This is a genomic window from Rhizobium sp. Pop5 (assembly GCF_024721175.1).
Taxonomy (GTDB): Bacteria; Pseudomonadota; Alphaproteobacteria; order Rhizobiales; family Rhizobiaceae; genus Rhizobium.
Window position 1 is genome coordinate 166,765 of sequence record NZ_CP099400.1, and the last position, 26,367, is coordinate 193,131.

Below are 26,367 nucleotides of genomic sequence, written 5' to 3' on the forward strand. Positions count from 1 at the left end.
CTCATCTCCTTGGGATCAATCGATCGCACCGGGAATTTGTTCCGCGGCGGAGCGGCAGACGCGGGCGGTAAAATGATCACGGCAGGAAATTTCCCGCCATGGGAGAGTGACGGCGCGATTGAACGCCGTCGTTTCGCGGTTATATTTGCCAGCGATGTTCTACCTCCTGTCGACCTACTGGCCGCATATCCTCTTTGTCGTCTCGATCGCCATGGGGGCCGCGGCGGCGATCCACGCCGCCATGACCAAGGAGGAGGTGCGCGCCGCCATCGGCTGGGTCGGCGTCATCATCCTTTCTCCGATCATCGGCGCGCTGCTCTATGCGATCGCCGGCATCAACCGCATTCGCCGGAAATCGCTGAGCATACGTCGTGACGCGCTGCTGCGTGCGGCCGAGATCGACGAGTTGGAGACTTTCGACGCCGAACCCGAGACGGTGATCAGCCAGTTCGGCCGCCGTTTTGCGGCGCTGCAGACACTCGGCGACCGAGTGACCCGCAATCCGCTGACGTCGGGCAATTCCATCGACATGCTGGAGACCGGCGACGAGGCCTATGCGGCAATGAAATCGGCCATCGACGAGGCGACGCGCAGCATCCTGCTCGAAACCTATATTTTCGACCGTGATGTCGTGGGTCTTCGCATCGCCGATTCGTTGATCGCGGCGGCACGGCGCGGCGTAGAGGTCCGGGTGCTGATCGACGCGGTGGGCGCCCGTTATTCGGTGCCGAGCATTCTCGGTCATCTGAGGGAGGGCGGCGTCACCGTCGCCGTCTTCAACGGCAATGTCATCATGGGCCTGCGGCTGCCCTATGCCAATCTGCGCACCCACCGCAAGATCCTCATCGTCGACGGCAAAATCGCACTGACGGGCGGAATGAACATCAGGGCAGGCTTCAGCGAGGAGGCGACGGGCGAGAGCTTCGCACACGACACGCATTTCAGCGTCACCGGCCCCGTCGTCGCCGACCTCTTCGACCTTGCCGCCGAAGACTGGCGCTTCACCACCCAGGAACTGTTGAACGGTGAAGCCTGGCGCATCGAGCCGCCGCAGCGCAGCCCCGGCGATCCCATTCTGATGCGCGTCGTCGCCTCTGGGCCGGACCGCAGTGTGGAGACCAACCACAAGATGCTGATGGGTGTCTTTTCCGTGGCGCGCCAGTCGATCCGCATCATGTCGCCCTATTTCCTGCCCGACCGCGAACTGATCAGCGCGCTGGTGACGGCCGCGCGCCGCGGCGTCGAAGTCGATATCGTCGTGCCCGATGTCAACAATCTCATGCTGGTCGACCGGGCGATGACGGCGCAATTCGACCAGATTCTGAAGAATTATTGCCGCATCTGGCGCTCGACCGGCAGTTTCAGCCATTCGAAGCTGCTGACGATTGACGGCACCTGGGCCTATGTCGGCTCTTCCAATCTCGACCCGCGCTCGCTGAGGCTGAACTTCGAAGTCGATCTCGAAGTGCTGAACGAGGGGTTCGCGTCCGAGATCGACGAGCATATCGAGGAAGCCCTAAAATCGGCGACGCCGGTGACGCTGGAGGGGCTACGCGCACGGCCTTTTCCGGTGCGGCTGCTCGAGAAGGTGCTGTGGCTCGGTTCGCCCTATCTCTGAGCGGATTTTTCGTGATCGGGCGTAGCAAGTTGCGCTGCCTTGCCTATACTCCCGAGAGAAGCCTTTTTGATCAACGGAACAAGTGCGCCGTCCGATGCAGGCCAAAAGAGACAATCTTCCCTCCAGCATTCTCGCCTCGATCAGGAACAGGAAAAAGCGGCTCGATCCTGCCTACACTGAAGCAAGGCCGCGCAGCGCGGGGACGCTGATCGCCTCCTACAACGTGCATAAATGCGTCGGCACCGACAGGCGCTTCGATCCAGAGCGCACCAGCCGGGTGATCCATGAAATCGGCGCCGACGTGATCGCGCTGCAGGAGGCCGACACACGCTTTGGCGAGCGCACGGGCATTCTCGATCTCGGCCGGCTGGAAAGGGAAACGGGACTGATCCCGGTGCCGATCGCCGGCATGGCCAAGGCGCATGGCTGGCACGGCAATGTCGTGCTTTTCAAGAAAGGGCTGGTGCACGACGTGCACCAGGTCAAGCTGCCGGGACTGGAGCCACGCGGCGCGCTGGTTGCCGAAATCGAACTCGAAGAGGGCGGGGTGCTGCGCATCATCGCCGCACATTTCGGGCTGTTGCGCCATAGCAGAGCCCAGCAGGCCCGCACGCTGGTCGAGCTTATCAACGACAGACACGAGATGCCGACCATCCTGCTCGGCGACCTCAACGAATGGCGGCTCGGCGACAGTTCGTCGCTCAACACTTTCCAATCCGCCTTCGGAGAGCTGCCGCCCGCCGTCCCGAGTTTTCCCGCCGGTCTGCCGCTGCTCGCACTCGACCGCATCATCGCCAACCGCAAGGGGATCATCACCGAAGTGGAGGCTCACGACACGCCGCTCGCGCGCATCGCTTCGGACCACCTGCCGGTCAAGGCGCTCGTCGATCTGAAGCCGATAGCCGGTTAGGAAGCCTGCCGGTTGGTGCCGTCCCGCGGGACCTCAATCGACCGCCGTGTATTCTCACTTTGAGCGGAAAAAACCCATGAGACGGTGAAACCGCCGTGCCCACAATTGCGGATCGACTATTTCAGATGAGGAAGCTGTGGTCAGTCGCTCAAGGCGAGGCAGGAGAAAGGCAGCCCAATCGTCGAGATCGGCTTTGCTGAAGTAAGGCAGCCAGACGTCGGAGGGGCCTTCCCACTGTCTTGGATTTGCTCGAACCAGATCGCCCAGCTTCACCAACACAGTCCCGCCGTCGTTTCCGACGACTTCGATCTCGAGATCGGGATCGGGCCTCGGAAGGCGCGCGATGATGCGTTCCTCCAAAGCCTTGCCAGTGGCTCGATCCGCCTCGTCCAGGCGGTAAAGTATTCTCGTGTCGTCGGCCGGGCCAGAGCCCTCAGTCATGTTGATCGTGAATTTGGCGCCCATGACGCTGTTCGAATATTGGGATACCTGTAGCCAACAAACCCGTTCGGCACGGGCAAAGCTACACTTGCCGGCAGCCTGTGATTCCCAGCCCAACTCCCGAAATCTCGGCGCCAGCAGTGAGCGCATATGTCGGTGAAAGTCTCGACTTTTCAAATAGTCGCGCATGCTTCACTGCCTGTCCCAGGGGCTCTACCGATCCTGGAAGCTTCTCACGGCATGCTCGAAGGCACAATGGACACTTGCGCCCGGCAAGCGTCTTTCCGCGCGAGCGGCCTGTCGAGCAGATGGCATCTGCGCTTCGGTCGGCCGGGGCTGAAAGGTCACGAGCCTGATGACGTCACGTAATATCTCGAACATGGTATTTCTCCTTCGAGATCATTTGCTTCCTCTTGCCCGATGCGTTCAAACGAGCTTATCGTCACTTTCGAATGACTTGAGGTTATGGATGAAGCGCGGACGCTTGCCATTGACGGCCTTGCGTACATTCGAGGTCGCCGGCCGTCTCGAAAGTTTTACGCAGGCGGCGCAGGAGCTGTTCATCTCGCAGGCAGCCGTCAGCCGGCAGATCCGCGAGCTTGAAGCGCTGCTCGGCGAAGCGCTTTTCGAGCGCCGCCATCGCAGCGTCCATCTCACCGCCTCCGGCGCCAAGCTGCTCGCTATTCTCACGCAATCCTTCGACCGGATCGACGAGTGCCTGGAGGAGTTTCGCCGCCGGCCGGCGAATATGGCGGTGACGATCAGCGCGGAACCTTCCTTTGCGTCCTGCTGGCTCGTTTCCCGCCTACCGGAGTTTCGCGAGCAGCATCCCGATATCGACGTGACGATCGACTCCGATCCGCGGCTGGTCGAGTTCCGCACCGGGCAGGCCGAGGTCGCCATCCGTCACGGCGCTGTCGCGACCACCTGGCCGAGGACCGAGAGCGAGCATCTTGCCGATGTCAGGACGATAGCGGTCGCAGCGCCTGCATTGTTTGAGAAAGGACCGGTGATCGAACGACCGGAGGACATCCTGTGTCACACGCTGCTGCATGAAGAAAACAGGGACGTGTGGTCGCGCTGGTTCGAAGCCGCAGGCGTTGCGATGCCGGAAGCCGCGCGGGGACCGGTCTATGCCGATGGCGGCCTGGTGATGCAGGCGGTCTTACGTGGGCAGGGCATAGCGCTGATGGACGAGATTTTTGCGGAGGAAGAGATCAAAGCGGGCCGGCTGCTTCGCCTCTTCGATTTCGCCATTCCCCTTGGCGCCTACTGGCTCGTCGCGCGCAGTTTCGACCGGCTCACCCCGCCGGCCTTGCTGTTCGTTCGCTGGATCAGGTCCCGGATCGAAGGGTCTTAACGGCGGCCGCGATCGGCGAAGCTCGGCTATCCCTGTGGCGCGACGAGACAATCCTGAAAGTAGAAACTCACCGAGGTGGGACATGGCATGATCCCATCCGCCGGTCGCCACGATGGCCTCGACTGTCAGTGAGCCGCGCAGATTTGACCCAGACCCGCTTGCGTCGACGCCTGAGAGAACTCGTCGAATTCGAAATGGAACGTGCCGGGTATACGCAGTCTGTAGGTTCCAAACTTGAAATATGGACCGACCAACGGCCGGGGATCGTTCTTCCTTAACGTGGCGCCGATATTGCCCCTGACGGACACGATCTTCTGGCCATTCGCCCAGATGTCGATCTCGCCGGGACGCTGCGGTCCATACTCGTTGTCGGTGCGTCCTGGCTTGATGCGGTAGACCATGTCGACCCAGTCCTTGCGGGGGTCCGGCAGCGAGCGGTTGTCTTCCGGCTCTATGTCGATGTCCGCCTTGCCGATGTACTTTCCGGGTTCCGCCACGAAGGAAAAAGCGCTGAATTGCCCTACCAGGGCGGGGTCGCCCAGTCCGAGCGCTTGCGACAACTGCTGGGAGTCGGATGGGTGCGCCTCGGGTCCCAGGCTGTCCATCAGATTCTGCTTGAAGAACTGCTGTGAAAGGTTGGGTTGCGTTCTGGTGAAGAGGTCAAGAGACTGCAGCGAGTTGATCGCGTTGACTGTACGCTCGTCGCGAGGAAGATTTCCGAGCAAGGCTTGTGCCGAAAGCAATGCATCCGGATCGCCTTCCGCCCTTGCGACCACGCGTCGGACATTGTTGTCCTGCACGGTGATGTGGAAGACTCCGTTGTCAAATCGCTGAGCAATCATAGGGCTGCCGTCGCCCGGACCCTTCCACTGGCCGATCACCAAACGGGCGCTCCCTGTCGACGGTACGTCGCCCGTTATCTTGAAGCTGAAACGGTACCAAACCTCGTCACCGAAAATCGGCCAGGTCTTTTTGGTGGTTCTCAACTCGGCGCGCTGGCAGTCGTCTTCGCATTCGAGGCCGTTGTCGCCGTCCGTCGTGACGATATCGATGGCAGCGCTTCCGCAGCGTCCGGGTTTCTGGAACTGATACTGACGCGACAGAATCTGCTGCGTTGTCCAATTCGCCGTATTCAGCCTGTCGGAATCGAAGTTATCTTTGAGCCCTGCTGCGCAGGCGGCACCGGCGGAAAGGGCAATGACGAATGTCAGAAACGCACCTCGCATACTGATCCCCGGTCAACGAGCCACGGCGGTGGCGCAGGTTATACTCTAAATTGGCCGCCATCGTCAGGGAGAGCTTAACTTTCGTCGGCTAGATTGATTCCGTCCTTTTGGTGTTATGGCGCATGGCTGACGAAGAAATACTTCCTTCAGAGGTTCTGACCTCGATATTGATGCGAATGTTCGAGTTCGCGCCGATAGCGATGGCAATCTCGACCAGCGACACGGAGACATCAAGCTACCTCAAGGTAAACGACGCCTATCTGCGCCTTACGGGCCTAAAGTGGGATGATATTCGCGGTAGGACGCTGACTTCGGAGGGGGCTGCCATCAGCAGCCCGGCGCGTGATCGCAGACACCGCATGCTCGAGGAGGATGGCGGCTACGTGTTGGAGGAGGTCGATATCCGGCACGCCGACGGTACGGTCATTCCGACGCTGATTTCCGCGCAGCGCACGATCGTGGATGATGTTTCCTTCGATGTTGAAGTGATTCTCGATGTCTCCGCACGTGTTCGACACCAGCATGAGATCGAACTTGCATTGCGCGCGTCGGCACGAACCGATGCGCTCTCGGGGCTTCCCAACCGGGCCTGTTTCGACGAAGTGATCGCCGGGCATGTGGAGCGGATGCATGGGAGCGAAAAGCTCCTTGTGCTGGCATTCATCGACTTCAACGGGTTCAAGGCCGTCAACGATACGATGGGACACGCAGCCGGCGACGAAGTGCTCAGGACGATTGCCAGCCGTTTTCGTGACAGTTTCCGAACCAATGACTTCATCGCACGCATTGGGGGCGACGAATTTGTCGTTCTGCTTGAGGTTGATCCGGCCCATCTGAACGACGTCGAGCCGACGCTGACCGAAGCAATGGACCGCATTTTCAAACCGATGGCGATCGATGGCGTCGTGGTCGAACTCGGCGCCGCAGTCGGGGTCACCATGTTGCAATCGGACGACGACGTGAGCTCATTCATGAAGCGCGCCGACGGCTATATGTATCTTGCCAAGCAGACAGGCGAGCGGCTCGCACTGGTCTGGCTTGGTCATCCCGGCCTTGCCCACACCAGCGGCCGCATGGTCCGGAGCCGCCGCTAGTCTTTCCCGGTCGGAATGCCGCAATCTGACCAGGAAAGACTTCTCTCGCGCGGCGCGTCTTACGCGCTCGATCATCGCATCGGCCACAACGTGGTGGCCGATGGGTTAGACGCGGTAGAGCCTTGGCAGGCTATGATCAGCCGTCGTCGGAATCGCCGCCCGAGTCGTCGCCGCCATCATCATCGCCACCGGCATCGTCGTCGCCGTCATCCTCGGAACTATCGTCGCTTGCCTCTTCGCTTGTTTCCTCGTCGCTGGAAGATTCTTCCTGGGTCATCGCTTCCTCGACGGTCGTCTCTTCGCTTTCATAGGAGGACTCGATCGTCTGCGTTTCCTCGGATACATATTCGGAATAGGAGAAAGACGTCTCCGACGTGTCGCTCTCCCAGGTCGAAATTTCCGTGACCGAGATGGCCTCGTTGTACTCCTCAAGCGTGATGACGGCGGCGACAGCCACCGGCGCACCATCGCGAAGGACGGCCAAGGCGATATCGGATTTGCCTGCTTTCAGATCGCGACTGACAGCGATGTCGACATCGACGGGTTTGTGAACCTTGTGCCCGTGAACCTCCGAGAGCACATCGCCGGGCTTGATCCCCTGCTTGTCGGCGACGCCGCCCTTCTTGACCGAGAGCACCAACACGCCGTGTTCGCCCTTGGCGAGCTTGAACTTCTTTATGACCGCCTTGTTGACGGGCAACAGCAGTGCATCGAGCGCCTTGGAAATCTGAGGCGAAGGAAGCGCATGCGTCGGCGGCGCCGCGGCATAGGCGGCGGAATATCCGGTCAATGGTGATGTAATGTTGGCAATGATAAGCAATGCGCGTAGTGCATTATATGAGGTCTTCAACGCTTTTTTCTCCACCCGTGCGTGTTGGTTTTGCACAGAGTGCGAGGAATAGCAGTCTATTTTTAATATATCTCTAATTTATTGGGCGAGCGTAACATGATCCTTTCGGGCATGCGAGTTCGATAGACTGCGCCGCGTGAGTTATGATCATAGAAGCATCCGAAGACCTGCTTCGGTTATTGATCAACAGTTCCTGGCTCCAGCCGGAGCGGCGCCGATTGGGCATTATCTCACGTCGAAAAACACCGCTTGACGCCTTTGCGTCTTTGCTTAATGCTAAGATGTCAGACCAATTTTTAGGTCGTTGCCTGATAGAAAATGGGGAACCATGAAGGCAAATCATAGCGGCAGGCCGGTGATCCGGCCGCTTCCCGTCATGGACCGGGCGCGTCAGGTGACCGATGCGCTGGCGGATTATGTCGAGGAAGCCAGATTGCAGGCGGGTGATCGGCTGCCGGCCGAGCGCGAGTTGATGGCGGCACTTGCCGTGGGCCGGTCGACCATTCGCGAAGCGATCCGCCACTTTCAGGCGCTCGGCGTCATCGAGACGCGCAAGGGCAGCGGAACCTATCTGTTAAAGCCGGTTTCCCGGGCGACGATACACATGCCGCTGTCGTTCGACGCGGTGCATCTGCGCGATGCATTGCTGCAGACGCTGGAGGTTCGCCGCGGCATCGAATGCGAGGCGGGCATGGTCGCCGCCCGGCGGCGCACCGAGAGGGATCTCGTCGTCATCGAGGAGAAGCTTGACGAAATGGAGCGGGTGCACCTGGAGAAAGGCACTTCAGGGCCGGAGGATCTTGCCTTCCATCTCGCCGTCTACGACGCCACCCATAACCCGCTGTTTCGCCAACTTCTCGAACAGATGCGCGAGACCTTCGAGCGCTTCTGGGAGCACCCGTTCGACCGGCAGGATTTCGCCCGACGGTCCTTTCCCTTTCACCGCACGCTTTTCAACGCGATCGTCGCCCGGGATCCAGAGGCGGCGCGGGCGGAAACATTGAAAATTCTCGATATCGTCGAGGAAGACATCAAGGAAATGTCCAAATGAGCAGCGGCGCAGACCCGTTCGATCTCGCTTCCATCATCACGGCTCACGACGAAGGCAATTTCGCCGAGGCCGTCGTGCCGCCGATTTTCCAGACCTCGCTTTTCACCTTTTCCGATTACGACGAGATGATCGCCTCCTATCGCGGCGAGAAAGTGCGGCCGATCTATACGCGCGGGCTGAACCCGACGGTGCGCGCTTTCGAGGAAATGCTGGCAAAGCTCGAAGCTGCGGAGGATGCGCTGGGTTTTGCGAGCGGCATGGCGGCGATCTCGTCGGCCGTGCTGAGCTTCGTCGAACCAGGCGACCGCATCGTTGCCGTCAAACACGTCTATCCCGATGCTTTCCGCCTGTTCGGCACCATCCTGAAGCGGATGAAGATCGAGGTGACCTATGTCGACGGGCGCGACGAGGAGGCCGTCGCCAAGGCGCTGCCCGGCGCCAAGGTCCTGTACCTGGAAAGCCCGACAAGCTGGGTGATGGAGGCTCATGACGTTGGCGCGCTTGCGGCGCTCGCAAGACATCACGGTGCGATCTCGATGATCGACAATAGCTGGGCGAGCCCGTTTTTCCAGCGGCCGCTGACGCTCGGCGTCGATCTCGTCATCCATTCCGCCTCGAAATATCTCGGCGGCCACAGCGATGTGGTGGCGGGTGTCGTTGCCGGTTCGAAGGAAATGATCGCGCGCATCAAGGCCGAGGCCTATCCCTATCTCGGCGGCAAACTTTCGCCTTTCGACGCTTGGCTGCTGATCCGCGGCCTGCGCACGCTGCCGCTGCGCATGAAAGCGCATGAGGCATCCGCCCTCGAAGTCGCCAGGCGTCTGCAAAGACTCGACGTGGTGGAGACGGTCTGCCATCCGGGCCTCGCCAATCGCCTGCCCGCCGGGCTCAATGGCACGTCGGGCCTGTTTTCGTTCATCTTCCGCGAAGGCGTCGATATCCGTGCCTTCGCCGATCACCTCAAGCTTTTCAAACTGGGTGTAAGCTGGGGTGGACATGAAAGCCTGATCGTACCGGGCGAGGTGGTGCTTCAGCAGAAGGCACAGCCGAATTCCGCGCATGCCTTTGGCATCCACGCGCGATCCGTACGCCTCCATGTCGGCCTCGAAGGAACCGAGGCCCTGTGGAGAGATATCGAGGAGGCGCTCGCCGCCGCTTCACAATCCTGAAACCCAAGAGAAACCTAAAAGGGGGAACTGAGCATGAAAAAGCTAATAATCTCGACGCTCTTTGCTTCGATGATGGCGGGTACGGCCTTTGCCGACACGACGCTGAAACTCGTCGAAGTCATCACCAGCCCGGAACGCACAGAAACGCTGAAATCGATCGTCGGCAAGTTCGAAGCCGCCAATCCCGGCACCAAGGTCGACATCATCTCGCTGCCCTGGAACGAAGCCTTCCAGAAGTTCGCGACCATGGTATCGGCCGGCGATGTGCCTGATGTGATGGAGATGCCCGATACCTGGCTCTCGCTCTATGCAAATAACGGCATGCTCGAAAGCCTGGAACCCTACCTTGAAAAGTGGGAGCACACCAAGGAGCTGACGCCGCGCGCGCTCGAACTCGGCCGCGACGTCAAGAACACCGCCTACATGCTGCCCTATGGCTTCTATCTCAGGGCGATGTTCTACAACAAGAAACTGCTTTCGGAAGCCGGCGTCGCGGCGCCGCCGAAGACTATGGAGGAATTCACCGCCGCTTCGGAAAAGGTTTCCAAGCTGTCAGGCAAATACGGCTACTGCATGCGCGGCGGACCGGGCGGCCTCAACGGCTGGATGATCTTCGCTGCCTCGATGGCCGGCTCTAACAAGTACTTCAGTGAGGACGGCACCTCGACGATGAACAGCCCCGGCTGGGCCAAGGGCATCGAGTGGATGGTCGATCTCTACAAGAAAGGCTATGCGCCGAAGGACAGCGTCAATTGGGGCTTCAACGAAGTCGTCGCCGGCTTCTATTCCGGCACCTGCGCCTTCCTCGATCAGGACCCGGATGCGCTGATCGCCATCGCCGAACGCATGAAAAAGGAAGATTTCGGCGTCATGCCGCTGCCCAAGGGACCTGACGGCAAGTCCTTCCCGACGATTGGCTACGGCGGCTGGTCGATGTTCACCACGAGCGGCAACAAGGATCTCTCCTGGAAGCTGATCGCCACCCTCGAAGGGCCGGAAGGCAATATCGAGTGGAACAAGCGCATCGGCGCATTGCCGGCCTATACGGCGGCCGAGAAGGACCCCTTCTATGCCGGTGACCAGTTCAAGGGCTGGTTCGAGGAGCTGGCAGACCCGAACACGGTGCCGACCGTGATGCCGACCTACCTCGAGGAATTCGCCTTCTTCAAGGATTCGCTGGCGATCAAGACTTCGCAGCAGGCCCTGCTCGGCGATATCTCGGCGAAGGATCTGGCCGACCAGTGGGCGGAATATCTGACCAAGGCGCAGCAGAAGTTCCTGTCGAAGAAATAGTGGAAAAAGGGGGCTTCGAGCTGGAAGCCCCCTCATCCGCCTGCCGGCACCTTCTCCCCGCTGGGGAGAGAGACTCGTGGCGGCGCCTCATTCCCCTTCTCCTCAGCGGGGAGAAGGTGGCCCGAAGGGTCGGATGAGGGGGCTCCGGTCTCTCCATTCAAAAGCATGACCCACTCGTGAATCCCTAACCGGGTAAGACAATGGAAACCGCAATCCGATGACCATTTCCGCCGATACGCTCGACATGCGTCGCGACCGCAGGCCGTGGCTGCGTCGCCTTGCCGATGCTTCGGAGCCCTATCTCTACAGCGCACCGTCCCTGATCCTGATCATCGCGGTGATGCTGGTGCCGCTGACGCTCGGGGTTTCCTATGCCTTCCGCGACATCCAGCTGCTCAATCCGTTCTCCGGCGGTTTCATCGGGCTCGAGCATTTCCGTGAGCTTTCGGGCGATGCCGCCTTCTACGGCGCGCTGAGAAACACGCTCTGGTGGACCGGTGCTTCCGTCGCGCTGCAATTCGTCTTCGGACTGATCCTGGCGCTGCTGCTCGACAAGCCGTTCCCGGGGCGGGCGATTGCGCAGGCGCTGGTTTTCCTGCCCTGGGCGGTGCCGTCCTTCCTTGCCGGTCTCAATTGGGCCTGGCTGTTCAATCCGGTCATCGGGCCGATCCCGCACTGGCTCTTCGCGCTCGGGCTGATGCATGAGCCGGGCAACATTCTTTCCGATCCCAACTATGCCATGTGGGGGCCGATCGTCGCCAATGTGTGGTGGGGCATTCCCTTCTTCGCCATCACGTTGCTGGCAGCCCTGCAGGCGATTCCGCGCGATCTTTACGAAGCCGCGTCGATCGACGGCGCCGGCTGGTTCCAGCGTTTCCGCTCGATCACCCTGCCGTTCCTGGCGCCGACAATCGCCATCACCGTGCTGCTGCGCACCGTCTGGATCTCCAATTTCGCCGATCTCATCGTCGTCATGACCAATGGCGGGCCGGCCGACCGCACGCAGATTGTGGCGAGCTACATCTTCACGACGGCGTTCAAGCGGCTCGATTTCGGTTATGCCTCGGCGATCGCGCTGGTGCTGCTCGCATTGCTGCTCGCCTATTCGATGCTGATCATCCTGCTGCGGCAGACGCTGCTGAACAAGGATTGAGACCATGAGACGATCCGTCATCCCCACGATCGCGCACCGTCTGGCGATCCTCTGCTACATCGCTTTCGCGCTCTTCCCGCTGTTCTGGCTGCTCAAGGTTTCGGTGACACCGAACGATCTGCTCTATACCGAAGGCGTGCGCATGTGGCCCTCGCGCACGAGCTGGGATCACTATGCCTTCGTGCTGCAGCACAGCGCCTTTCCCACCTTCTTCAAGAACAGCCTGATCGTCTCGGCTTCGACGGCGGTGACGGTGACGATCTGCGCCTCGCTTTCCGGCTACGCGCTGTCGCGCTTCAATTTCCGGGCGAAATACTGGATCGTCGCGTTGATGCTGCTGACCCAGATGTTTCCACTCGTCATGCTGGTCGCGCCGATCTTCAAGATCCTGTCGCCCCTGCATCTGACCAACAGCCTGGCCGGGCTCGTCATCGTCTACACCGCCTTCAACGTGCCCTTCGCCACCTTCCTGATGCAGTCCTTCTTCGACGGCATTCCGAAGGATCTCGAAGAGGCGGCGATGATCGACGGGGCGACGCAGTTCACCGCGTTCCGCCAGATCATCCTGCCGCTGACGCTTCCCGGCATCGCCGCCACCCTCGGCTTCGTCTTCACCGCTGCCTGGAGCGAACTGCTGTTCGCGCTGATGCTGATCAACGGCAATGACGCGGCGACATTCCCGGTCGGGCTTCTCACTTTCGTTTCCAAGTTCTCGGTGGATTTTGGGCAGATGATGGCGGCGGGCGTCATGGCGCTCATTCCGGCCGGCCTCTTCTTCCTGCTCATCCAGCGTTATCTCGTCCAGGGCCTGACGGCCGGCGCGGTCAAGGGTTAAACAGAATGGCATCGATCGATATCCAGAATATCCGCAAAGCCTATGGTCATGTGCAGGTGCTGCACGACGTCGATTTGAAGATCCGGGACGGCGAATTCGTCGTGCTCGTCGGCCCTTCCGGCTGCGGCAAGTCCACGCTCCTGCGCATGATCGCCGGGCTGGAGGAGGTCACATCAGGCGAGATCCGCATTGCAGGCAGCCGGGTCAACGAGCTGCATCCCAAGGACCGCGACATCGCCATGGTGTTTCAGTCCTATGCGCTCTATCCGCATATGAACGTTGCCGGCAATATGAGCTACAGCCTGCGGCTCCGCAAAACGGCGAAGGAAAAGATCGCCGGCGCGGTGGCCGCAGCGGCCGCCAAGCTCGGCCTCGATCCGCTGCTCGAACGGCGGCCGAAGGCGCTCTCCGGCGGCCAGCGCCAGCGCGTCGCCATGGGCCGCGCCATCGTGCGCCAGCCGAAAGCATTCCTCTTCGATGAACCGCTGTCCAACCTCGACGCGCGCCTGCGCGAACAGATGCGCGCCGAGATCAAGAAACTGCATGGCGATCTGAAGGCGACCTCGATCTACGTGACCCATGACCAGATCGAGGCGATGACGCTGGCGGATCGGATCGTCGCCATGCATGGCGGTGTGGTGCAGCAGGTCGGCAGTCCTCTGGAGCTCTACGACCGGCCCGCCAATCTCTTCGTCGCCGGCTTCATCGGTTCGCCAGGCATGAATTTCCTCGAAGCGACCTATGATGCGGGCGGGGTGCGGCTGAGGGATGGAACGATCGTGCCGCTGGCAAAGCCGCTGGCGCTTTCGGACGGCACAAAGGTGACGCTCGGTATCCGGCCCGAGCATGTGCTGATGACGAATGACGGGACGGGTCTTGCCACCGACGTGGAACTCATCGAACCCACGGGCTTCGGCATCATCCTGCACCTTGCCCTGCATGGTCTGCCCTTCAAGATCTTCACGCTGAACCGCGAAGCGCTGAAGGCCGGCCCGAAGGTCAACGCGGCTTTTCCGCCCCAGTATCTGCACGTATTCGATGCCGAGGGAAGGCGCGTCGACTGAACGGCCAATCCTCACGCGTCGCGTGAGGAAAAAGCTTTTGCCGCATCGCCCACGAGGGCTATATCGTCAGATGATCTTGCTGAATGGGATTGATATGACCGATACTGTTCTCGACCGCTTTCTCCGTTATGTCGTGATCGACACCCAATCCGATCCATCCTCGTCGGCCCAACCTACGACCGAAAAGCAGAAGGATCTCGGGCGGGTGCTGGTCGACGAACTGCTGAAGATTGGCCTTTCCGACGCGCATCTCGATGAGCATGGCTATGCCTATGCGACCATCCCCGCCAACAGCGACAAGGTGGTGCCGGTCATCTGTTTCTGCTCGCATATGGACACTGCGCCCGATTTCAGCGGCACCGGTGTCAAGCCGCAGATCGTCAGGAGCTATGCGGGCGGGGATATTCAGCTCGTCGGCGATACCAGCCGGGTAATCCGTGTCAGCGAGCATCCGGAGCTGAAGAACCAAATCGGCAACGACATTATCACGACCGACGGAACGACATTGCTCGGCGCCGACGACAAGGCGGGATTGGCGGAGATCATGACCGCGGCTCAGATCCTCATCGATAATCCCGAGATCAGGCACGGAACGATCAAGATCCTGTTCACGCCCGACGAGGAAGTCGGGCGCGGTGTCAACAAGGTCGACCTGAAGAAACTCGGCGCCAACTTCGCCTATACGATGGACGGCGAAACATCAGGCCATATCGAGGACGAGACCTTTTCGGCCGACGGCGTCGAGATCGGCATATCAGGCGTGGCGATCCATCCCGGTTTCGCCAAGGACCGCATGGAAAACGCCATCAAGATCGCCGGCGCCATCATCGATCGCTTGCCGGCGGATATCGCGCCCGAGACCACCGAGGGCAAGCAAGGCTTCATTCACCCGGTCGGCGTGACCGGCTCGATGGAGAAGGCTTCGCTGAGCTTCATCATCCGCGACTTCACCGATACGGGGCTAGTGGAAAAGGAAGCAATGCTCGAAACGATCGTCAAGGAGGTGATGTCAGCCTATCCCGGCTCGACCTATCATTTCCAGGTGACGGAACAGTATCGCAACATGAAGGTCGTTCTCGACCGTCACCCGGAGATCGTCGACAACGCCATCGAAGCGGTGCGGCGGGCGGGCATGACGCCAGTGCGCGGCAGTATCCGCGGCGGTACGGATGGCTCGCGCCTCTCCTTCATGGGCTTGCCGTGCCCGAACATCTTCGCCGGCGGCCATGCTTTCCACTCGCCGCTCGAATGGGTCAGCCGCCAGGATATGGAAAAAGCCGTCCAGACGATCGTGGAGCTTGCGAAGGTCTGGGAAGAGCGGGCTTGAACATTCTCACCTGTCTGAGATGCGGGACTGGCGGTACTAGAGCGTCCTTTGTGCGTCCCTTCGGACGCACAAAGGACGCTCTAACACATTAAATCTACGCATCGAGCTTTCCGAAAATCGATTCCGATTTTCGGGCCGATGCGCTAGCCGCCATTCGCCGGCATGCTCCCGCGCAGCATCACGCTGTCATAGGCGGGGCGGGGGGTAGGGATTGCGATCGGCATTCCCGGCTCGGGCTCGATTGAGGTTACCGGCAAGGGTGCCGGCGCGGCCACCGGAACGGGAACCGGCGAAGGTGCTGGCGCGGTCACCGGCGCAATGATCTGCATCGACGCCGTGCTCGCCGTGGCCAAGGGGTCCGGCGCCGGGAGAGGAACGGGAACGGCCGAGGGTATCAGCGCTTCGAATTGCGGCGGCAGCATGCTTTCGCCGGGCACATAGTTCATCGCCACCTCATAGGCGGGCAGCGGCGGCGGCGTCTCGAGCGTGCCGTCGGAGTCGCGCTTCTCATAGAAGGCGTTGCCGCCGGCGACTGCCACATAATGCATGTTGTCGTAGGGGAATTTCAGCCCCTCGGTATGAAAGAACATCGCATCCTTCACCTGCGGATGGCGCGCACCCTTCAGAAGGATCGCATCGGCGGCGGTCGCAAGCTCCGTTTCGGCCTGAGGCTTGACCTCGCGCGTCATCACGCCGGGCGCAAACTGTTTCTCCTGGGCGACGACGCCGCAGATGGAAGGCGGATAGGCGCCTGACGTCAGCCTGTTCATGACAACGGTACCGACGGCCAGATAGCCGTCCTCATCCGAATGCTGCGATTCGAAATACATCGCGCGCTTCAGGCAGTCGCGATCCTTGGCCGTATAATTGAAAGTGACTTTTGGCGCTTGAGCCTGCTTCGTCTTGGTGTTCGCCGCCGTTGCCGCCGGCTTCGATGTTGTGGTGCAGCTTGCCGCTGCCAGTCCTACGAGCAAAATCCCGATCAGGGATTTTCCAAAGGAAATCTCCGCCCTCAACGCCAGGTGCCTCCTATTGGATTCGTCCAGCCCTTTATGATTAACGTGAAAATCTTTTACTCGTCATATGATACAAATACAAACAACTTGTGATCACAAAAAGCCTGAGGGGCTCTCGCCGAATACGATTCCGGCGATAATCCCCTTGTTTCCCGATGTTGATCAGCCGCGGAACAGCTTCCAGCGGGTCGGCTTGAACGCCACGCGGTTGCGATCGAGCCTGTCGGCCTCGCTCGGCGGCAGCTCGATTTCGATATGCGGGCGGTCGTTGCCGATATCGAGTTCGATATGGCGGGTGCCGGCCACACGACGGCTGGAAACCGACTGGCCGGCGATGCAGTTTTCGGCTGATTCGCAGAGCCTCACATCGTGCGGGCGGAAATAAAGCTGGGCCGGACCATCCGGCTCGCCGTCGGCATTGAGGCCGAGCGAGCGCCCGTCGAAGCGGATGTCGCCATCGGATATCTCGACCTGCAGGCAGTTCGACTGGCCGATGAAGCCGAAGACGAAGGGAGAATTCGGATTGTCGTAAACCTGGTCGGGCGTTCCGACCTGTTCGATCGCGCCCTGGCTCATGACGACGACCCGGTCGGCAAGCTCAAGAGCCTCATCCTGGTCGTGGGTGACGAAGACGGTGGTGTGGCCGGTGCGATCGTGGATCTCGCGCAGCCATTTGCGCAGGTCCTTGCGCACCTGGGCATCGAGCGCACCGAAGGGCTCGTCGAGCAGCAGCACGTTCGGCTCGACCGCCATGGCGCGGGCGAGCGCCACGCGCTGGCGCTGGCCGCCGGAAAGCTGCGCCGGATAGCGTTTCTCGAGACCGGAAAGCTGGACGAGATCGAGCAGTTCCAAGGCTCGCCTGCGGATATCGGCCTTCGGCGGGCGCCGTGCGCCGTTTCTGACCCTCAGGCCGAAAGAAACGTTGTCGAGCACCGTCATATAGCGGAAGAGGGCATAATGCTGGAAGACGAAGCCGATATTGCGCTGCTGCACTGATTTCTTCGAGGCATCCTCGTCGCCGAAGAAGATCTGCCCCTCCGTCGGGCTTTCCAAGCCGGCGATCAGGCGCAGCAATGTCGTCTTGCCGGAGCCGGAAGGGCCGAGCAGTGCGATCAACTCGCCGGAGCGGATGTCGAGCGAGACATCGTGCAGCGCCGGAAAACGATCGAATTCCTTGCGGATGTTTTGAACGCGTACTTCCATTCCAATTCCTTCAGTGCCGCCGGCTGGCGGAGATCTCGGCGCTATAGCGCATTTCCAGCAGCGTCTTCAAAACAAGAGTCACCAGCGCGAGCAAGGCCAAAAGCGTGGCGACGGCAAAAGCGCCGGTGAAATTATACTCGTTGTAGAGAATCTCCACCTGCAACGGCATGGTGTTCGTCTGGCCGCGGATGTGCCCTGAGACGACCGAAACGGCGCCGAACTCGCCCATGGCGCGGGCGTTGCAGAGCAGCACGCCGTAGAGCAGGCCCCACTTGATGTTGGGCAGTGTGACATACCAGAAGGTCTGCCAGCCGCTGGCGCCGAGCGAAAGCGCTGCCTCCTCGTCCGCCGTTCCCTGTTCCTGCATCAGCGGAATCAGCTCGCGGGCGACGAAGGGAAAGGTGACGAACATGGTGGCGAGCACCAATCCAGGCACGGCGAAGAGGATCTTGATATCGTAAGCGCTGAGCCAGTGGCCGAGCCACGTGTTGGCCCCGAACAGGAGCACGAAGACCAGGCCCGAAATCACGGGTGAAACCGAGAAGGGCAGGTCGAGCAGCGTCGTCAGGAACGCCTTGCCCTTGAACTCGAACTTGGCGATCGCCCAGGCGGCGGCGACCCCGAAGGCGAGGTTCAGCGGTACGCTGATGCCGGCGACGACGAGTGTCAGGCGGATCGCCGAGAAGGTCTCGGCATCGCCAAGCGCCTCGAGGAAGGGGCCGGCGCCCTTGCGGAAGGCTTCGACGAAGACGGCGGCGAGCGGCAGCAGCAGGATCAGCAGCAGAAAGACGAGCGAAAGGGCGATCAGCGTATAGCGCGCCATCCTGTGTTCGGTGGTCACCGAACGCAGTTTCCCCGGTTGAGCGGTCGCATCAAGCGCCATAGCCGTACCTCCGCCTGCTCCAGCTCTGGATGAGGTTGATGACGAGCAACAAGGCGAACGAGATCACCAGCATGATCGCCGCGATGCCGGTTGCTGCCGCGTAATTGTATTCTTCGAGTTTGATGATGATCAGCAGCGGTGCGATTTCCGATTTGAACGGCAGGTTGCCGGCGATGAAGATGACCGAGCCGTATTCGCCGACGCCGCGGGCAAAGGCGAGCGCGAAGCCGGTGAGGACGGCAGGCGCCAACCCCGGCAGCAGCACGCGGAAAATCGTCTGAAAGCGGTTGGCGCCGAGCGTCGCAGCGGCCTCTTCCACTTCCTTGTCGATTTCCTCCATGACCGGCTGCACGGTGCGAACCACGAAGGGCAGGCCGACGAAGATCAGCGCCACGACGATGCCGGCCGGGGTGAAGGCGATCTTGATGCCGAGCGGTGTCAGGAACTGGCCGACCCAGCCGTTCGGTGCGTAGAGCGCCGCCAATGCGATACCGGCAACGGCCGTCGGCAGTGCAAAGGGCAGATCGACCATGGCGTCGATGACGCGCTTGCCGGGGAAACGGTAACGTACCAGGACCCAGGCAAGGATGATGCCGAAGACTGCATTGACAATTGCGGCGATGAAGGCGCTGCCGAAACTGATGCGCAGCGCGTTCAGTACGCGTGGATCGAACGCGATCGACCAGAATTTCTCCCAGCCGAGCGCGCTCGACCGGACGGCAAGGCCCGAGAGCGGGATGAGGATCAGGAGGGTGAGCCAGGTCAAGGTAAGGCCGAGCGCCATTCCGAAACCCGGAATGACGCTCGGCCGTTTGAACCGCCACCGCGTGGGGCTATGTGCTTTCATGAAATCTATTATTGGGCCGGCTTGTAGATTTGGTCAAATACGCCGCCGTCGCCGAAGAATTTCGGCTGCGCCGCCTTCCAGCCGCCGAAGTCGTCGATGGTTGCGAGCGTCAGCTTCGGGAAACGGGCGATGTCGGCCGGATCGGCGGCCTCGGGCTTGATCGGCCGGTAGAAATGCTTGGCGGCAATCTTCTGGCCTTCATCCGAATAGAGGTAGTTCAGATAGGCTTCGGCGACCTTGCGTGTCCCCTTCTTGTCGACGTTGCCGTCGACGATCGCGACCGGCGGGTCGGCGCGGATGGAAAAGGACGGCGTCACGATCTCGAACTGGTCGGGACCGAGTTCCTCAAGCGAAAGATAGGCTTCGTTTTCCCAGGCGAGCAGCACGTCGCCGAGGCCGCGCTGGACGAAGGTGGTTGTGGCGCCGCGCGCGCCGGTGTCGAGAACCGGAACGTGCTGCAGCAGTTTCGTCACGTATTCCTGTGCCTTGGCGTCGTCGCCGCCATTCGCCTGCTTGGCCCATGCCCAGGCGGCGAGGAAGTTCCAGCGGGCGCCGCCCGAGGTTTTCGGGTTCGGCGTGATGACCTGCACGTCGTCCTTGACGAGATCGCCCCAGTCCTTGATGCCCTTCGGGTTGCCCTTGCGCACGAGGAAGACGATCGTCGAGGTATAAGGCGTCGAATTGTTCGGGAATTTGGTCTTCCAATCGGCCGGGATCTTACCGGTCGCCTTGGCGATGGCGTCGATATCTCCTTCGAGCGCCAGCGTCACGACATCGGCGTCGAGGCCGTCGATGACGGAGCGAGCCTGGGCGCCGGAGCCGCCGTGCGAAGCCTTGATCGTCACGGTTTCACCGCTGTCCTTCTGCCATTTGGCGGCAAAGGCAGCATTGAAATCCTTGTACAATTCGCGGGTCGGGTCGTAGGAAACGTTAAGCAGCGTCTGATCCGCGAATGCCGGGGCAATGCTCCCGATCGCGAAGCTGCTTGCCATGACCGCCGCCGCGAGGAGCCGGGTGAGCCGTTGTGTCTGCATAGGAACCCTCCTGTTTTCTGTCTTAACTCTATCAAGTCAGTCGTATAATGAAACGAAGGTTCTTCCGGTTCCCCTGATGCTGTTAGAATCTCATTCCATTTCGCGGTCGATTTTGAAATGGACGTGCCGAAGTTGGCCGCGGCCAATCGTCGGGCCGGTCGTCGTCCTGCCGCAGAACCGTGTTTTTTCTGCCACAGTTTCTCCACAAGCGGCCGAAGCGATGCTGATTTTTGCCAAGATTTTGCCGCGATGACACTTGCCGATTCCTATATGGCGTCGGTGCGGCCGTTTCACCGGCCGCTACGTGGGGGCATCCCTTGAAATGCGCCTCGCATTCCAAACCTGTTAAGGGCCATTCAAAATGAATATCAAAACGATCCTTTTTGCTTCCGTTGCCGCCCTTGCCGCGGCATCCGGAGCCCGCGCGGCCGACGCCATTGTGGCGGCGGAGCCCGAGCCCGTGGAATATGTTCGCGTTTGCGACGCCTACGGTACCGGCTATTTTTATATTCCGGGGACGGAAACATGCCTTTCGATCGGCGGTTACATCCGGACCGAAGTGCGCTTCGGTGACAATATCGCCGGTGATTCCGACGTTAATTTCTGGACTCGCGGTCAGGTCACCTTCCAGGCCAAGAACGACACCGAGTACGGCACACTCACCGGCGTCATCACGCTGCGTTACAACGTCGACAACGCATCAGATCAGGAAGCCCTCCTGGATGAAGGCTACATCGACATCGCCGGTTTCCGCGTCGGTAAGCTGTACAGCTGGTGGGACGACGACATGAGTGGCGAGACCGATACGCTCGCCAGCAACGAAACGACCCATAACTCGATCCGTTATCAGTACGAGTCCGGCGCTTTCGCGGCCGGCATTTCGGTCGACGAACTGGAAGACGACTATGCCACCAAGCCGGGCGAAGGCCCGAACAACTTCGGTGTCGCAGGCCAGGTCTCCTATAAGGCCGGCGCCATCAGCGCCTACCTGCTCGCAGGTTATGACACCGACACCAGCGAAGTCGCGGTTCGCGGCATCGTCTATGCCGACATCGGCCCGGGTACCCTCGGCATTGCCGGCGTATGGGCAAGCGGCGCCAACTACTACTACGAAGAGTCCGAATGGACGATCGCAGCAGAATACGCCTTGAAGATCAACGACAAGTGGAAGATCACTCCCGGCTTCCAGTACTTCGAAAACATTGCTCTCGAGGCTGACGGCAATGGCTTCACCGGTGGCAGCGCCTACACGACCGGTGTCACCATCGACTACCAGATCGTCGAGGACCTGCGCACCAAGCTCAGCGTGCAATATCACGATGAGGACGAAGGCGACGACGAAGTCTTCGGCTTCCTGCGCTTCCAGCGCGATTTCTAAGGTCGTCTGATTACAGACGAGCGGGCGCGGCCTTCGGGCCGCGCCTTTTTCATACCCTGGAATCGGCGATGAAATCCGAATAGAACTCGTCGACCGTTTTCGCCTTGCGCATGGCGGCAAGCACGCCGTCCGATTGCAGCCGCCGGGCGATGGCGGAAAGCACATTCAGATATTCGCCGCGGTTGTTTTCCCCGAAGAGCAGCACGACGGCAATGTCGGTCGGGATATCGTCGATCGCTTCGAAATCCAGCGGCTGGGCGAAGCGGATGAGAAGACCGCGGGGGCTGGTCATGCCGTCGACCGCCGCATGCGGAATGGCGATCCCGTTGCCGATGCCGGTGGAGCCGAGCTTCTCACGCGCTTCGAGCGCCTTGAGGACGGTCTGGCCGTCGATGGAGAAAGCTTTGGCCGCCTTGTCCGATATGGTTTGCAGCGCGCGCCATTTTGTCGGCGCCGACACGCCGATGAAGGTGTGTTCCGGCCGGATGATGTTGGGAAGGTTCATGTGATTCTCAATGCTGTTCGGCTCGATGCTGTTCGGGCAGCGGGAGGGGCGGGAGGTCAATCCGGTTCCCTGAGCCGGTAGCCGACGCCGGTCTCGGTGGTGATATAGTGAGGCTGGTCCGGAATCTGTTCGACCTTTTGCCGCAGCTGCCTGACGTAGACGCGCAAATACTGCACGTCGGCCGCCGGACCCCATATTTGCTTCAAGAGAAACTGGTGCGTCAGCACCTTGCCGGCATGCTGGGCGAGCACGCGCAGGATATCGTATTCCTTCGGCGACAATTTTATATCCTTGCCATCGACCTTGACGATGCGCTTGACGAGGTCGATCGACAGCCCGCCGGTCTGGAAGATCGCCTTTTCGCCCTGCTGCTGCAGGCGGTGGCGCAACGCCACGCGGATGCGGGCGCCGAGTTCGTTGATGCCGAAGGGCTTGGTGACGTAATCGTCCGCGCCGCTTTCGAGCGCCTTGACGATGCCGGCCTCGTCGGTGCGGCTGGACAGGATGACGACGGGCATGGAAAGGCCCTCGTCACGCCATTCCTGTAAGAGGTCATGGCCTGGTTTGTCGGGCAGTCCGAGGTCGAGCACGATGAGGTCAGGCATGTCTTCAGCGATGGATTGGGTGGCGGCGGCCGCATTCGGCGCCTCCCGGACTTCGTAGCCCTGCGCGGTGAGGCCGACGCGGAGTAGCTTACGGATCGGCGGCTCGTCGTCGACGACGAGGATTTTGACGGCTGAACCGGTCATCTGAGTTCATCCAGTTTCGGAATGTCGTGGGGTTTCGGCAGGCGGATGGTGAAGACGGCGCCGGACCGGCCCCTTCGGTTGCCGGCGGCGATCGTGCCGCTCATCGCTTCGATGAAGCCGCGGCAGATCGAGAGGCCGAGGCCGGTGCCGGCACGCACCTGATCGCCCTTGCGCACGCGATAGAACGTGTCGAAGACGCGGGTGAGGTCGGCCGGGGGAATACCCGGGCCTTCGTCCGAAACCTGGATGACGACGCTGTCGGTATCTGCCCAACCTTCGATGTGGATCACCGATCCCTCGGGTGAATATTTCGCGGCATTGTCGAGCAGGTTGAAGATCACCTGCTCGAACAGGACAGGGTCGACGCGTACCATCGGCAGGTCGGTCGGCATGTTCATTTCGGTCTTGTGATGCTCGAGGATCTTTGTGGCGCGGCGTAGCGCGCTGCCGATGATGTCGCCGGCATAGTGCAGCGCATAGTTCGGCTCCATCGCGCCGGATTCGATCTTCGTCATGTCGAGCAGGTTGGCGATGAAGCGATTGAGCCGCTCCGATTCGTCGACGACAGTGGAGAGCAGGTCGCTTCGATCCTCTTCTGGCATGGAAGCGAAATAGTCGCGCAATGTGCCGGCGGCGCCGAGGATGGCGGCAAGCGGTGTCTTCAGGTCGTGCGAGATCGATGTCAGCAGCGCCGAGCGCAGCCGGTCGGCTTCGGCCGCGAGCCGTGCCCGGTCGACATCGGCGACAAGCTGGATGCGTTCGATGGCGAGCGCCGCCTGGTCGGCCAGCGCATCGAGCAGCCGCTGCTGTTCCGGCGTCAGCAGAGGCCCGTCGCGGCGGTCGCTATCGAGGCCGATGACGCCGACGGCGGTGCGCCCGGTTCGGAGCGGCACGTAGAGCCGCTTGGCGCCGGGCAGGGTATCGGCGCCGCGGCCGGCGGCGTGATTGTGTTCCCAGGCCCAGCGGGCGGCGGCGATATCGGCATCGTCGAGCGTGTCGTCGGGGGGATAACCGGCCTTGACGGCGATGGTGCCTTCCTCAGGCAGCAGCAGCACGACGCGTACCTTCAGCATCGAGGCGAGCTGGAAAGCGGTCGCCCAGAGCACGTCGTCGAGCGTGCCGGTGCCGGCGAGTTTCTTGGAGAAGAGATAGAGATCTTCCGTCGTGCGCGCCCGCTGCCGGGCGGCGGCGGCCTGGCGCTGCACCGTCGCGGTCAGATTGCTGGCGATGATGGCGACGCCGAGGAAGAAGAACAGCGCAAGCACGCTTTCCGGATCGCTGATCGTCAGCGTGTAGCGCGGTGGCAGGAAAAAGAAATTGAAGGACAGAGCGCTCAGGATGCAGCTGTAAAGCGCCGGCCGCAGGCCGTGGATCACAGCGGAGGTCAGCACCGCCATCAGGAAGACGAGGGCGAGGTTGCGCACGTCGAGCACCTGGTCGAGCACGATGCTGACGCCGAGCGCGATGGTGACATAGACGGTCGCCAGCAGATAGGCCCAAAGATCCATTTGCGGCGATGTTGCGGCCGCCCTGATTCCGCGCGCGGTGGTGCCGTCCTTCTCGTTGCCTGAGATGACGTGGACGCTGATCTCGCCGGTCTTGCGGATCAGCTCATCGGTGATCGAGCGGCTCCACCAGTCGCGCCATGTCGGCTTCTTCGGGGCGCCGATGACGATATGGGTGACATTGTTGGCGGTGGCGTGCCGGACGAGCTCTTCAGCGACCTCGCGGCCGGGAATGGTGATCGCCTCGCCGCCGAGCTGTTCTGCAAGACGCAGTGTGTCGGCGACGGTATCGCGTTCGGTTTCCGTCAAATTGATCGAACGGCTGGTCTCGACATAGACGGCGGCCCAGGGGGCACGCAGCCGCGATGCCATGCGTGAGGCGTAACGCACCAGCGAGGCCGACCGCGGGTGATGGTCGACCGAAACGAGGACGCGCTCGCCCGCCGCCCAAGGACCCGATATCGCGTGGGCCTGCATATGGGTGAGCAGCTGATCGTCGACGCGCTGGGCGGTCTTGCGCAGCGCCAGTTCTCTCAGCGCCGTCAGATTGCCGGGCGTGAAATAGTTGGTCAGCGCCCGCTCCGCCGTTTTCGGCATGTAGACCTTGCCGTCATGCAGGCGCTTGATGAGATCGTCGGGCGTCAGGTCGATGATCTCGACGTCGTCGGCAAGGTCGATGATCGAGTCCGGCACCGTTTCGCGCACGCGGATGCGGGTGATCTGCGAGACGACGTCGTTCAGGCTCTCGACATGCTGGATGTTCAGCGTCGTATAGACGTCGATGCCGCGATCGAGCAGCTCCTTGACGTCGAGATAGCGCTTCGGGTGCCGGCTGCCCTCGGCATTGGTATGGGCGAGTTCGTCGACCAGCACGAGGTCGGGCCGGCGGGCGAGGATGCCGTCGAGATCCATTTCCTCGAGCGTCTGGCCGCGATAGGAGACTTTCACGCGTGGAATGATCTCGAAGCCGGCGAGCAGCGCCTCGGTCTCCTTGCGGCCGTGGGTCTCGACGACGCCGATGACGACATCGAGACCATCGGAGATCTTGGCGCGGCCGGAGATCAGCATCTCATAGGTCTTGCCGACGCCCGGGGCGGCGCCCAGAAAGATCTTCAGACGGCCGCGCGTTTCTGCCCGGGCTTTTTCGAGAAGCGCATCGGGCGATGGCCTGCCGGCCTGGTCGCGATTGTCGTCTGGCATGCGTATGGTCTTTCTGCAGGTGCGGGCATAGGGGACGGCGTGCGCCCAGCCTGCCAAACTCACTCAGTCATAGAAGCATCAAGGCTCTGGTTCAACGCCAGAACATTGACCGTGGGTTCGCCGAGAATGCCGAGTTCTCGGGGCTGAACTGCACCGTCGACCAGGGCCTTGACCTTGGCCTCATCGATATTGCGTGCCTTGGCGACGCGCGGTACCTGGAAATAAGCTGCCTCTGGCGAGATGTGGGGATCGAGGCCGCTGCCCGAGGCGGTAACGAGATCGGCGGGCACGTCCGCATTCGGGTTCGAGGCTTTCGCAGCATCGTAATCGCCCTTGACCCTGTCGATCAGCTTCTGGCTGGTCGGGCCGAGGTTCGAGCCGCTGGAGGAGGCCGCATTGTAGCCGTCGCCGGCGGCCGAGGGGCGGCCGTGGAAATACTTGTCACTGGTGAAGGCCTGGCCGATCAGCGTCGAACCGATCACCTGGCCGTTCTTCTCGATCAGGCTGCCGTTCGCTTGGGTGGGGAAGAGCGCCTGGGCAGCGCCGGTCATGGCGAGCGGATAAAGAAGGCCTGTGATGGCCGTGGTGGCAACGATCATGACGAACGCCGGGCGAAATTCTTTCAACATTGTTCTTACTCCTTGAAGTGTTTCCGC

24 protein-coding genes are annotated in these 26,367 nt (G+C 61.2%); 12 read left to right on the top strand and 12 right to left on the bottom strand.

Annotation, left to right across the window (positions count from 1 at the left end; genetic code table 11):
• Nucleotides 1–154 precede the first annotated feature (154 nt).
• Nucleotides 155–1,618 (top strand): phosphatidylserine/phosphatidylglycerophosphate/cardiolipin synthase family protein, encoded by a 1,464-nt coding sequence (locus NE852_RS24650; protein ID WP_008531817.1) that lies wholly within the window; start codon nt 155–157, stop codon nt 1,616–1,618.
• Nucleotides 1,619–1,712: 94 nt separating this feature from the next.
• Entirely contained in the window at nt 1,713–2,528 is an 816-nt protein-coding gene (locus NE852_RS24655) for an endonuclease/exonuclease/phosphatase family protein (RefSeq protein ID WP_008531818.1), read from the top strand.
• 54 nt (nt 2,529–2,582) lie between these two features.
• Here NE852_RS24655 and NE852_RS24660 read toward each other — a convergent pair whose 3' ends face one another.
• Nucleotides 2,583–3,158, bottom strand: coding sequence for a hypothetical protein (locus NE852_RS24660; RefSeq protein WP_037173556.1), 576 nt, complete (start codon nt 3,156–3,158; stop codon nt 2,583–2,585).
• 280 nt (nt 3,159–3,438) lie between these two features.
• On the opposite strand from NE852_RS24660, the gene NE852_RS24665 reads away from it, so the two are divergent.
• On the top strand, nt 3,439–4,329 hold the full coding sequence (locus tag NE852_RS24665; RefSeq protein WP_008531820.1) for a LysR substrate-binding domain-containing protein: 891 nt from the start codon (nt 3,439–3,441) through the stop codon (nt 4,327–4,329).
• A gap of 125 nt (nt 4,330–4,454) precedes the next feature.
• On the opposite strand, the gene NE852_RS24670 is transcribed toward NE852_RS24665, so the two are convergent.
• Nucleotides 4,455–5,555, bottom strand: coding sequence for a heparin lyase I family protein (locus NE852_RS24670; RefSeq protein ID WP_008531821.1), 1,101 nt, complete (start codon nt 5,553–5,555; stop codon nt 4,455–4,457).
• A 122-nt stretch (nt 5,556–5,677) separates the two neighbouring features.
• Here NE852_RS24670 and NE852_RS24675 point away from each other — a divergent pair, with 122 nt between their 5' ends.
• A complete protein-coding gene (locus NE852_RS24675) occupies nt 5,678–6,649 on the top strand; it encodes a sensor domain-containing diguanylate cyclase (protein ID WP_258156836.1) in 972 nt (323 codons plus the stop codon).
• A 136-nt stretch (nt 6,650–6,785) separates the two neighbouring features.
• On the opposite strand, the gene NE852_RS24680 is transcribed toward NE852_RS24675, so the two are convergent.
• A complete protein-coding gene (locus tag NE852_RS24680; RefSeq protein ID WP_008531823.1) occupies nt 6,786–7,499 on the bottom strand; it encodes a PDZ domain-containing protein in 714 nt (237 codons plus the stop codon).
• A gap of 328 nt (nt 7,500–7,827) precedes the next feature.
• Between NE852_RS24680 and NE852_RS24685 the strand changes: the two genes are divergently transcribed.
• The 7 genes from NE852_RS24685 (at nt 7,828) to pepT (ending at nt 15,391) form a co-directional block, all read left to right on the top strand.
• Nucleotides 7,828–8,550, top strand: a complete 723-nt coding sequence (locus NE852_RS24685; protein ID WP_008531825.1) for a FadR/GntR family transcriptional regulator — start codon at nt 7,828–7,830, stop codon at nt 8,548–8,550.
• Entirely contained in the window at nt 8,547–9,719 is a 1,173-nt protein-coding gene (locus tag NE852_RS24690; RefSeq protein WP_008531827.1) for a PLP-dependent transferase, read from the top strand. The genes NE852_RS24685 and NE852_RS24690 overlap by 4 nt, the downstream gene beginning before the upstream one ends.
• Nucleotides 9,720–9,752: 33 nt before the next feature.
• Nucleotides 9,753–11,012, top strand: a complete 1,260-nt coding sequence (locus NE852_RS24695; RefSeq protein WP_037173560.1) for a sugar ABC transporter substrate-binding protein — start codon at nt 9,753–9,755, stop codon at nt 11,010–11,012.
• A gap of 217 nt (nt 11,013–11,229) precedes the next feature.
• Complete coding sequence (locus NE852_RS24700) at nt 11,230–12,165, top strand: carbohydrate ABC transporter permease (RefSeq protein ID WP_008531829.1); 936 nt, start codon at nt 11,230–11,232, stop codon at nt 12,163–12,165.
• Between the two features lie 4 nt (nt 12,166–12,169).
• Nucleotides 12,170–13,000 (top strand): carbohydrate ABC transporter permease, encoded by an 831-nt coding sequence (locus tag NE852_RS24705; RefSeq protein WP_008531830.1) that lies wholly within the window; start codon nt 12,170–12,172, stop codon nt 12,998–13,000.
• A gap of 5 nt (nt 13,001–13,005) precedes the next feature.
• A complete protein-coding gene (locus NE852_RS24710; protein ID WP_008531831.1) occupies nt 13,006–14,064 on the top strand; it encodes an ABC transporter ATP-binding protein in 1,059 nt (352 codons plus the stop codon).
• Between the two features lie 94 nt (nt 14,065–14,158).
• Nucleotides 14,159–15,391 (top strand): peptidase T, encoded by a 1,233-nt coding sequence (gene pepT, locus NE852_RS24715; RefSeq protein ID WP_258156837.1) that lies wholly within the window; start codon nt 14,159–14,161, stop codon nt 15,389–15,391.
• 143 nt (nt 15,392–15,534) lie between these two features.
• Here the strand turns inward: pepT and NE852_RS24720 are convergent, their stop codons facing one another.
• From NE852_RS24720 to NE852_RS24740, 5 genes are all read right to left on the bottom strand, one after another.
• On the bottom strand, nt 15,535–16,407 hold the full coding sequence (locus tag NE852_RS24720) for a cell wall hydrolase (protein WP_258156838.1): 873 nt from the start codon (nt 16,405–16,407) through the stop codon (nt 15,535–15,537).
• 162 nt (nt 16,408–16,569) lie between these two features.
• Nucleotides 16,570–17,610, bottom strand: coding sequence for a sulfate/molybdate ABC transporter ATP-binding protein (locus NE852_RS24725; protein WP_008531841.1), 1,041 nt, complete (start codon nt 17,608–17,610; stop codon nt 16,570–16,572).
• A 10-nt stretch (nt 17,611–17,620) separates the two neighbouring features.
• A complete protein-coding gene (gene cysW / locus NE852_RS24730; protein WP_258156839.1) occupies nt 17,621–18,493 on the bottom strand; it encodes a sulfate ABC transporter permease subunit CysW in 873 nt (290 codons plus the stop codon).
• On the bottom strand, nt 18,483–19,340 hold the full coding sequence (cysT, locus tag NE852_RS24735; protein WP_008531845.1) for a sulfate ABC transporter permease subunit CysT: 858 nt from the start codon (nt 19,338–19,340) through the stop codon (nt 18,483–18,485). The genes cysW and cysT overlap by 11 nt, the downstream gene beginning before the upstream one ends.
• Nucleotides 19,341–19,348: 8 nt before the next feature.
• The gene (locus tag NE852_RS24740; RefSeq protein WP_008531846.1) at nt 19,349–20,374 is read right to left on the bottom strand and encodes a sulfate ABC transporter substrate-binding protein; all 1,026 of its coding nucleotides are present in this window, start codon (nt 20,372–20,374) and stop codon (nt 19,349–19,351) included.
• Between the two features lie 361 nt (nt 20,375–20,735).
• Here NE852_RS24740 and NE852_RS24745 point away from each other — a divergent pair, with 361 nt between their 5' ends.
• Nucleotides 20,736–21,752, top strand: coding sequence for a porin (locus NE852_RS24745; protein WP_258156840.1), 1,017 nt, complete (start codon nt 20,736–20,738; stop codon nt 21,750–21,752).
• Between the two features lie 49 nt (nt 21,753–21,801).
• Here NE852_RS24745 and NE852_RS24750 read toward each other — a convergent pair whose 3' ends face one another.
• Genes NE852_RS24750 through kdpC form a run of 4 tightly spaced genes read right to left on the bottom strand, consistent with a single transcriptional unit; the run spans nt 21,802 to nt 26,340 of the window.
• Nucleotides 21,802–22,257, bottom strand: coding sequence for a PTS sugar transporter subunit IIA (locus tag NE852_RS24750; RefSeq protein WP_258156841.1), 456 nt, complete (start codon nt 22,255–22,257; stop codon nt 21,802–21,804).
• 56 nt (nt 22,258–22,313) lie between these two features.
• On the bottom strand, nt 22,314–23,006 hold the full coding sequence (locus NE852_RS24755) for a response regulator transcription factor (RefSeq protein ID WP_008531849.1): 693 nt from the start codon (nt 23,004–23,006) through the stop codon (nt 22,314–22,316).
• Complete coding sequence (locus NE852_RS24760) at nt 23,003–25,711, bottom strand: sensor histidine kinase KdpD (RefSeq protein WP_258156842.1); 2,709 nt, start codon at nt 25,709–25,711, stop codon at nt 23,003–23,005. The genes NE852_RS24755 and NE852_RS24760 overlap by 4 nt, the downstream gene beginning before the upstream one ends.
• 59 nt (nt 25,712–25,770) lie before the next feature.
• On the bottom strand, nt 25,771–26,340 hold the full coding sequence (gene kdpC, locus NE852_RS24765) for a potassium-transporting ATPase subunit KdpC (protein WP_008531853.1): 570 nt from the start codon (nt 26,338–26,340) through the stop codon (nt 25,771–25,773).
• Nucleotides 26,341–26,367: the final 27 nt, after the last annotated feature.

Coding starts and splice junctions, on each gene's coding strand:
- NE852_RS24745 (WP_258156840.1), top strand. CDS start 20,736: ATGAATATCAAAACGATCCTTTTTGCTTCCGTTGCCGCCCTTGCCGCG.
- NE852_RS24725 (WP_008531841.1), bottom strand. CDS start 17,610: ATGGAAGTACGCGTTCAAAACATCCGCAAGGAATTCGATCGTTTTCCG.
- kdpC (WP_008531853.1), bottom strand. CDS start 26,340: ATGTTGAAAGAATTTCGCCCGGCGTTCGTCATGATCGTTGCCACCACG.
- NE852_RS24750 (WP_258156841.1), bottom strand. CDS start 22,257: ATGAACCTTCCCAACATCATCCGGCCGGAACACACCTTCATCGGCGTG.
- NE852_RS24740 (WP_008531846.1), bottom strand. CDS start 20,374: ATGCAGACACAACGGCTCACCCGGCTCCTCGCGGCGGCGGTCATGGCA.
- NE852_RS24695 (WP_037173560.1), top strand. CDS start 9,753: ATGAAAAAGCTAATAATCTCGACGCTCTTTGCTTCGATGATGGCGGGT.
- NE852_RS24675 (WP_258156836.1), top strand. CDS start 5,678: ATGGCTGACGAAGAAATACTTCCTTCAGAGGTTCTGACCTCGATATTG.
- NE852_RS24700 (WP_008531829.1), top strand. CDS start 11,230: ATGACCATTTCCGCCGATACGCTCGACATGCGTCGCGACCGCAGGCCG.
- cysT (WP_008531845.1), bottom strand. CDS start 19,340: ATGAAAGCACATAGCCCCACGCGGTGGCGGTTCAAACGGCCGAGCGTC.
- NE852_RS24755 (WP_008531849.1), bottom strand. CDS start 23,006: ATGACCGGTTCAGCCGTCAAAATCCTCGTCGTCGACGACGAGCCGCCG.
- NE852_RS24690 (WP_008531827.1), top strand. CDS start 8,547: ATGAGCAGCGGCGCAGACCCGTTCGATCTCGCTTCCATCATCACGGCT.
- NE852_RS24710 (WP_008531831.1), top strand. CDS start 13,006: ATGGCATCGATCGATATCCAGAATATCCGCAAAGCCTATGGTCATGTG.
- NE852_RS24685 (WP_008531825.1), top strand. CDS start 7,828: ATGAAGGCAAATCATAGCGGCAGGCCGGTGATCCGGCCGCTTCCCGTC.
- NE852_RS24650 (WP_008531817.1), top strand. CDS start 155: ATGTTCTACCTCCTGTCGACCTACTGGCCGCATATCCTCTTTGTCGTC.
- NE852_RS24705 (WP_008531830.1), top strand. CDS start 12,170: ATGAGACGATCCGTCATCCCCACGATCGCGCACCGTCTGGCGATCCTC.
- NE852_RS24665 (WP_008531820.1), top strand. CDS start 3,439: ATGAAGCGCGGACGCTTGCCATTGACGGCCTTGCGTACATTCGAGGTC.
- NE852_RS24655 (WP_008531818.1), top strand. CDS start 1,713: ATGCAGGCCAAAAGAGACAATCTTCCCTCCAGCATTCTCGCCTCGATC.
- NE852_RS24670 (WP_008531821.1), bottom strand. CDS start 5,555: ATGCGAGGTGCGTTTCTGACATTCGTCATTGCCCTTTCCGCCGGTGCC.
- NE852_RS24660 (WP_037173556.1), bottom strand. CDS start 3,158: ATGCGCGACTATTTGAAAAGTCGAGACTTTCACCGACATATGCGCTCA.
- pepT (WP_258156837.1), top strand. CDS start 14,159: ATGACCGATACTGTTCTCGACCGCTTTCTCCGTTATGTCGTGATCGAC.
- NE852_RS24760 (WP_258156842.1), bottom strand. CDS start 25,711: ATGCCAGACGACAATCGCGACCAGGCCGGCAGGCCATCGCCCGATGCG.
- cysW (WP_258156839.1), bottom strand. CDS start 18,493: ATGGCGCTTGATGCGACCGCTCAACCGGGGAAACTGCGTTCGGTGACC.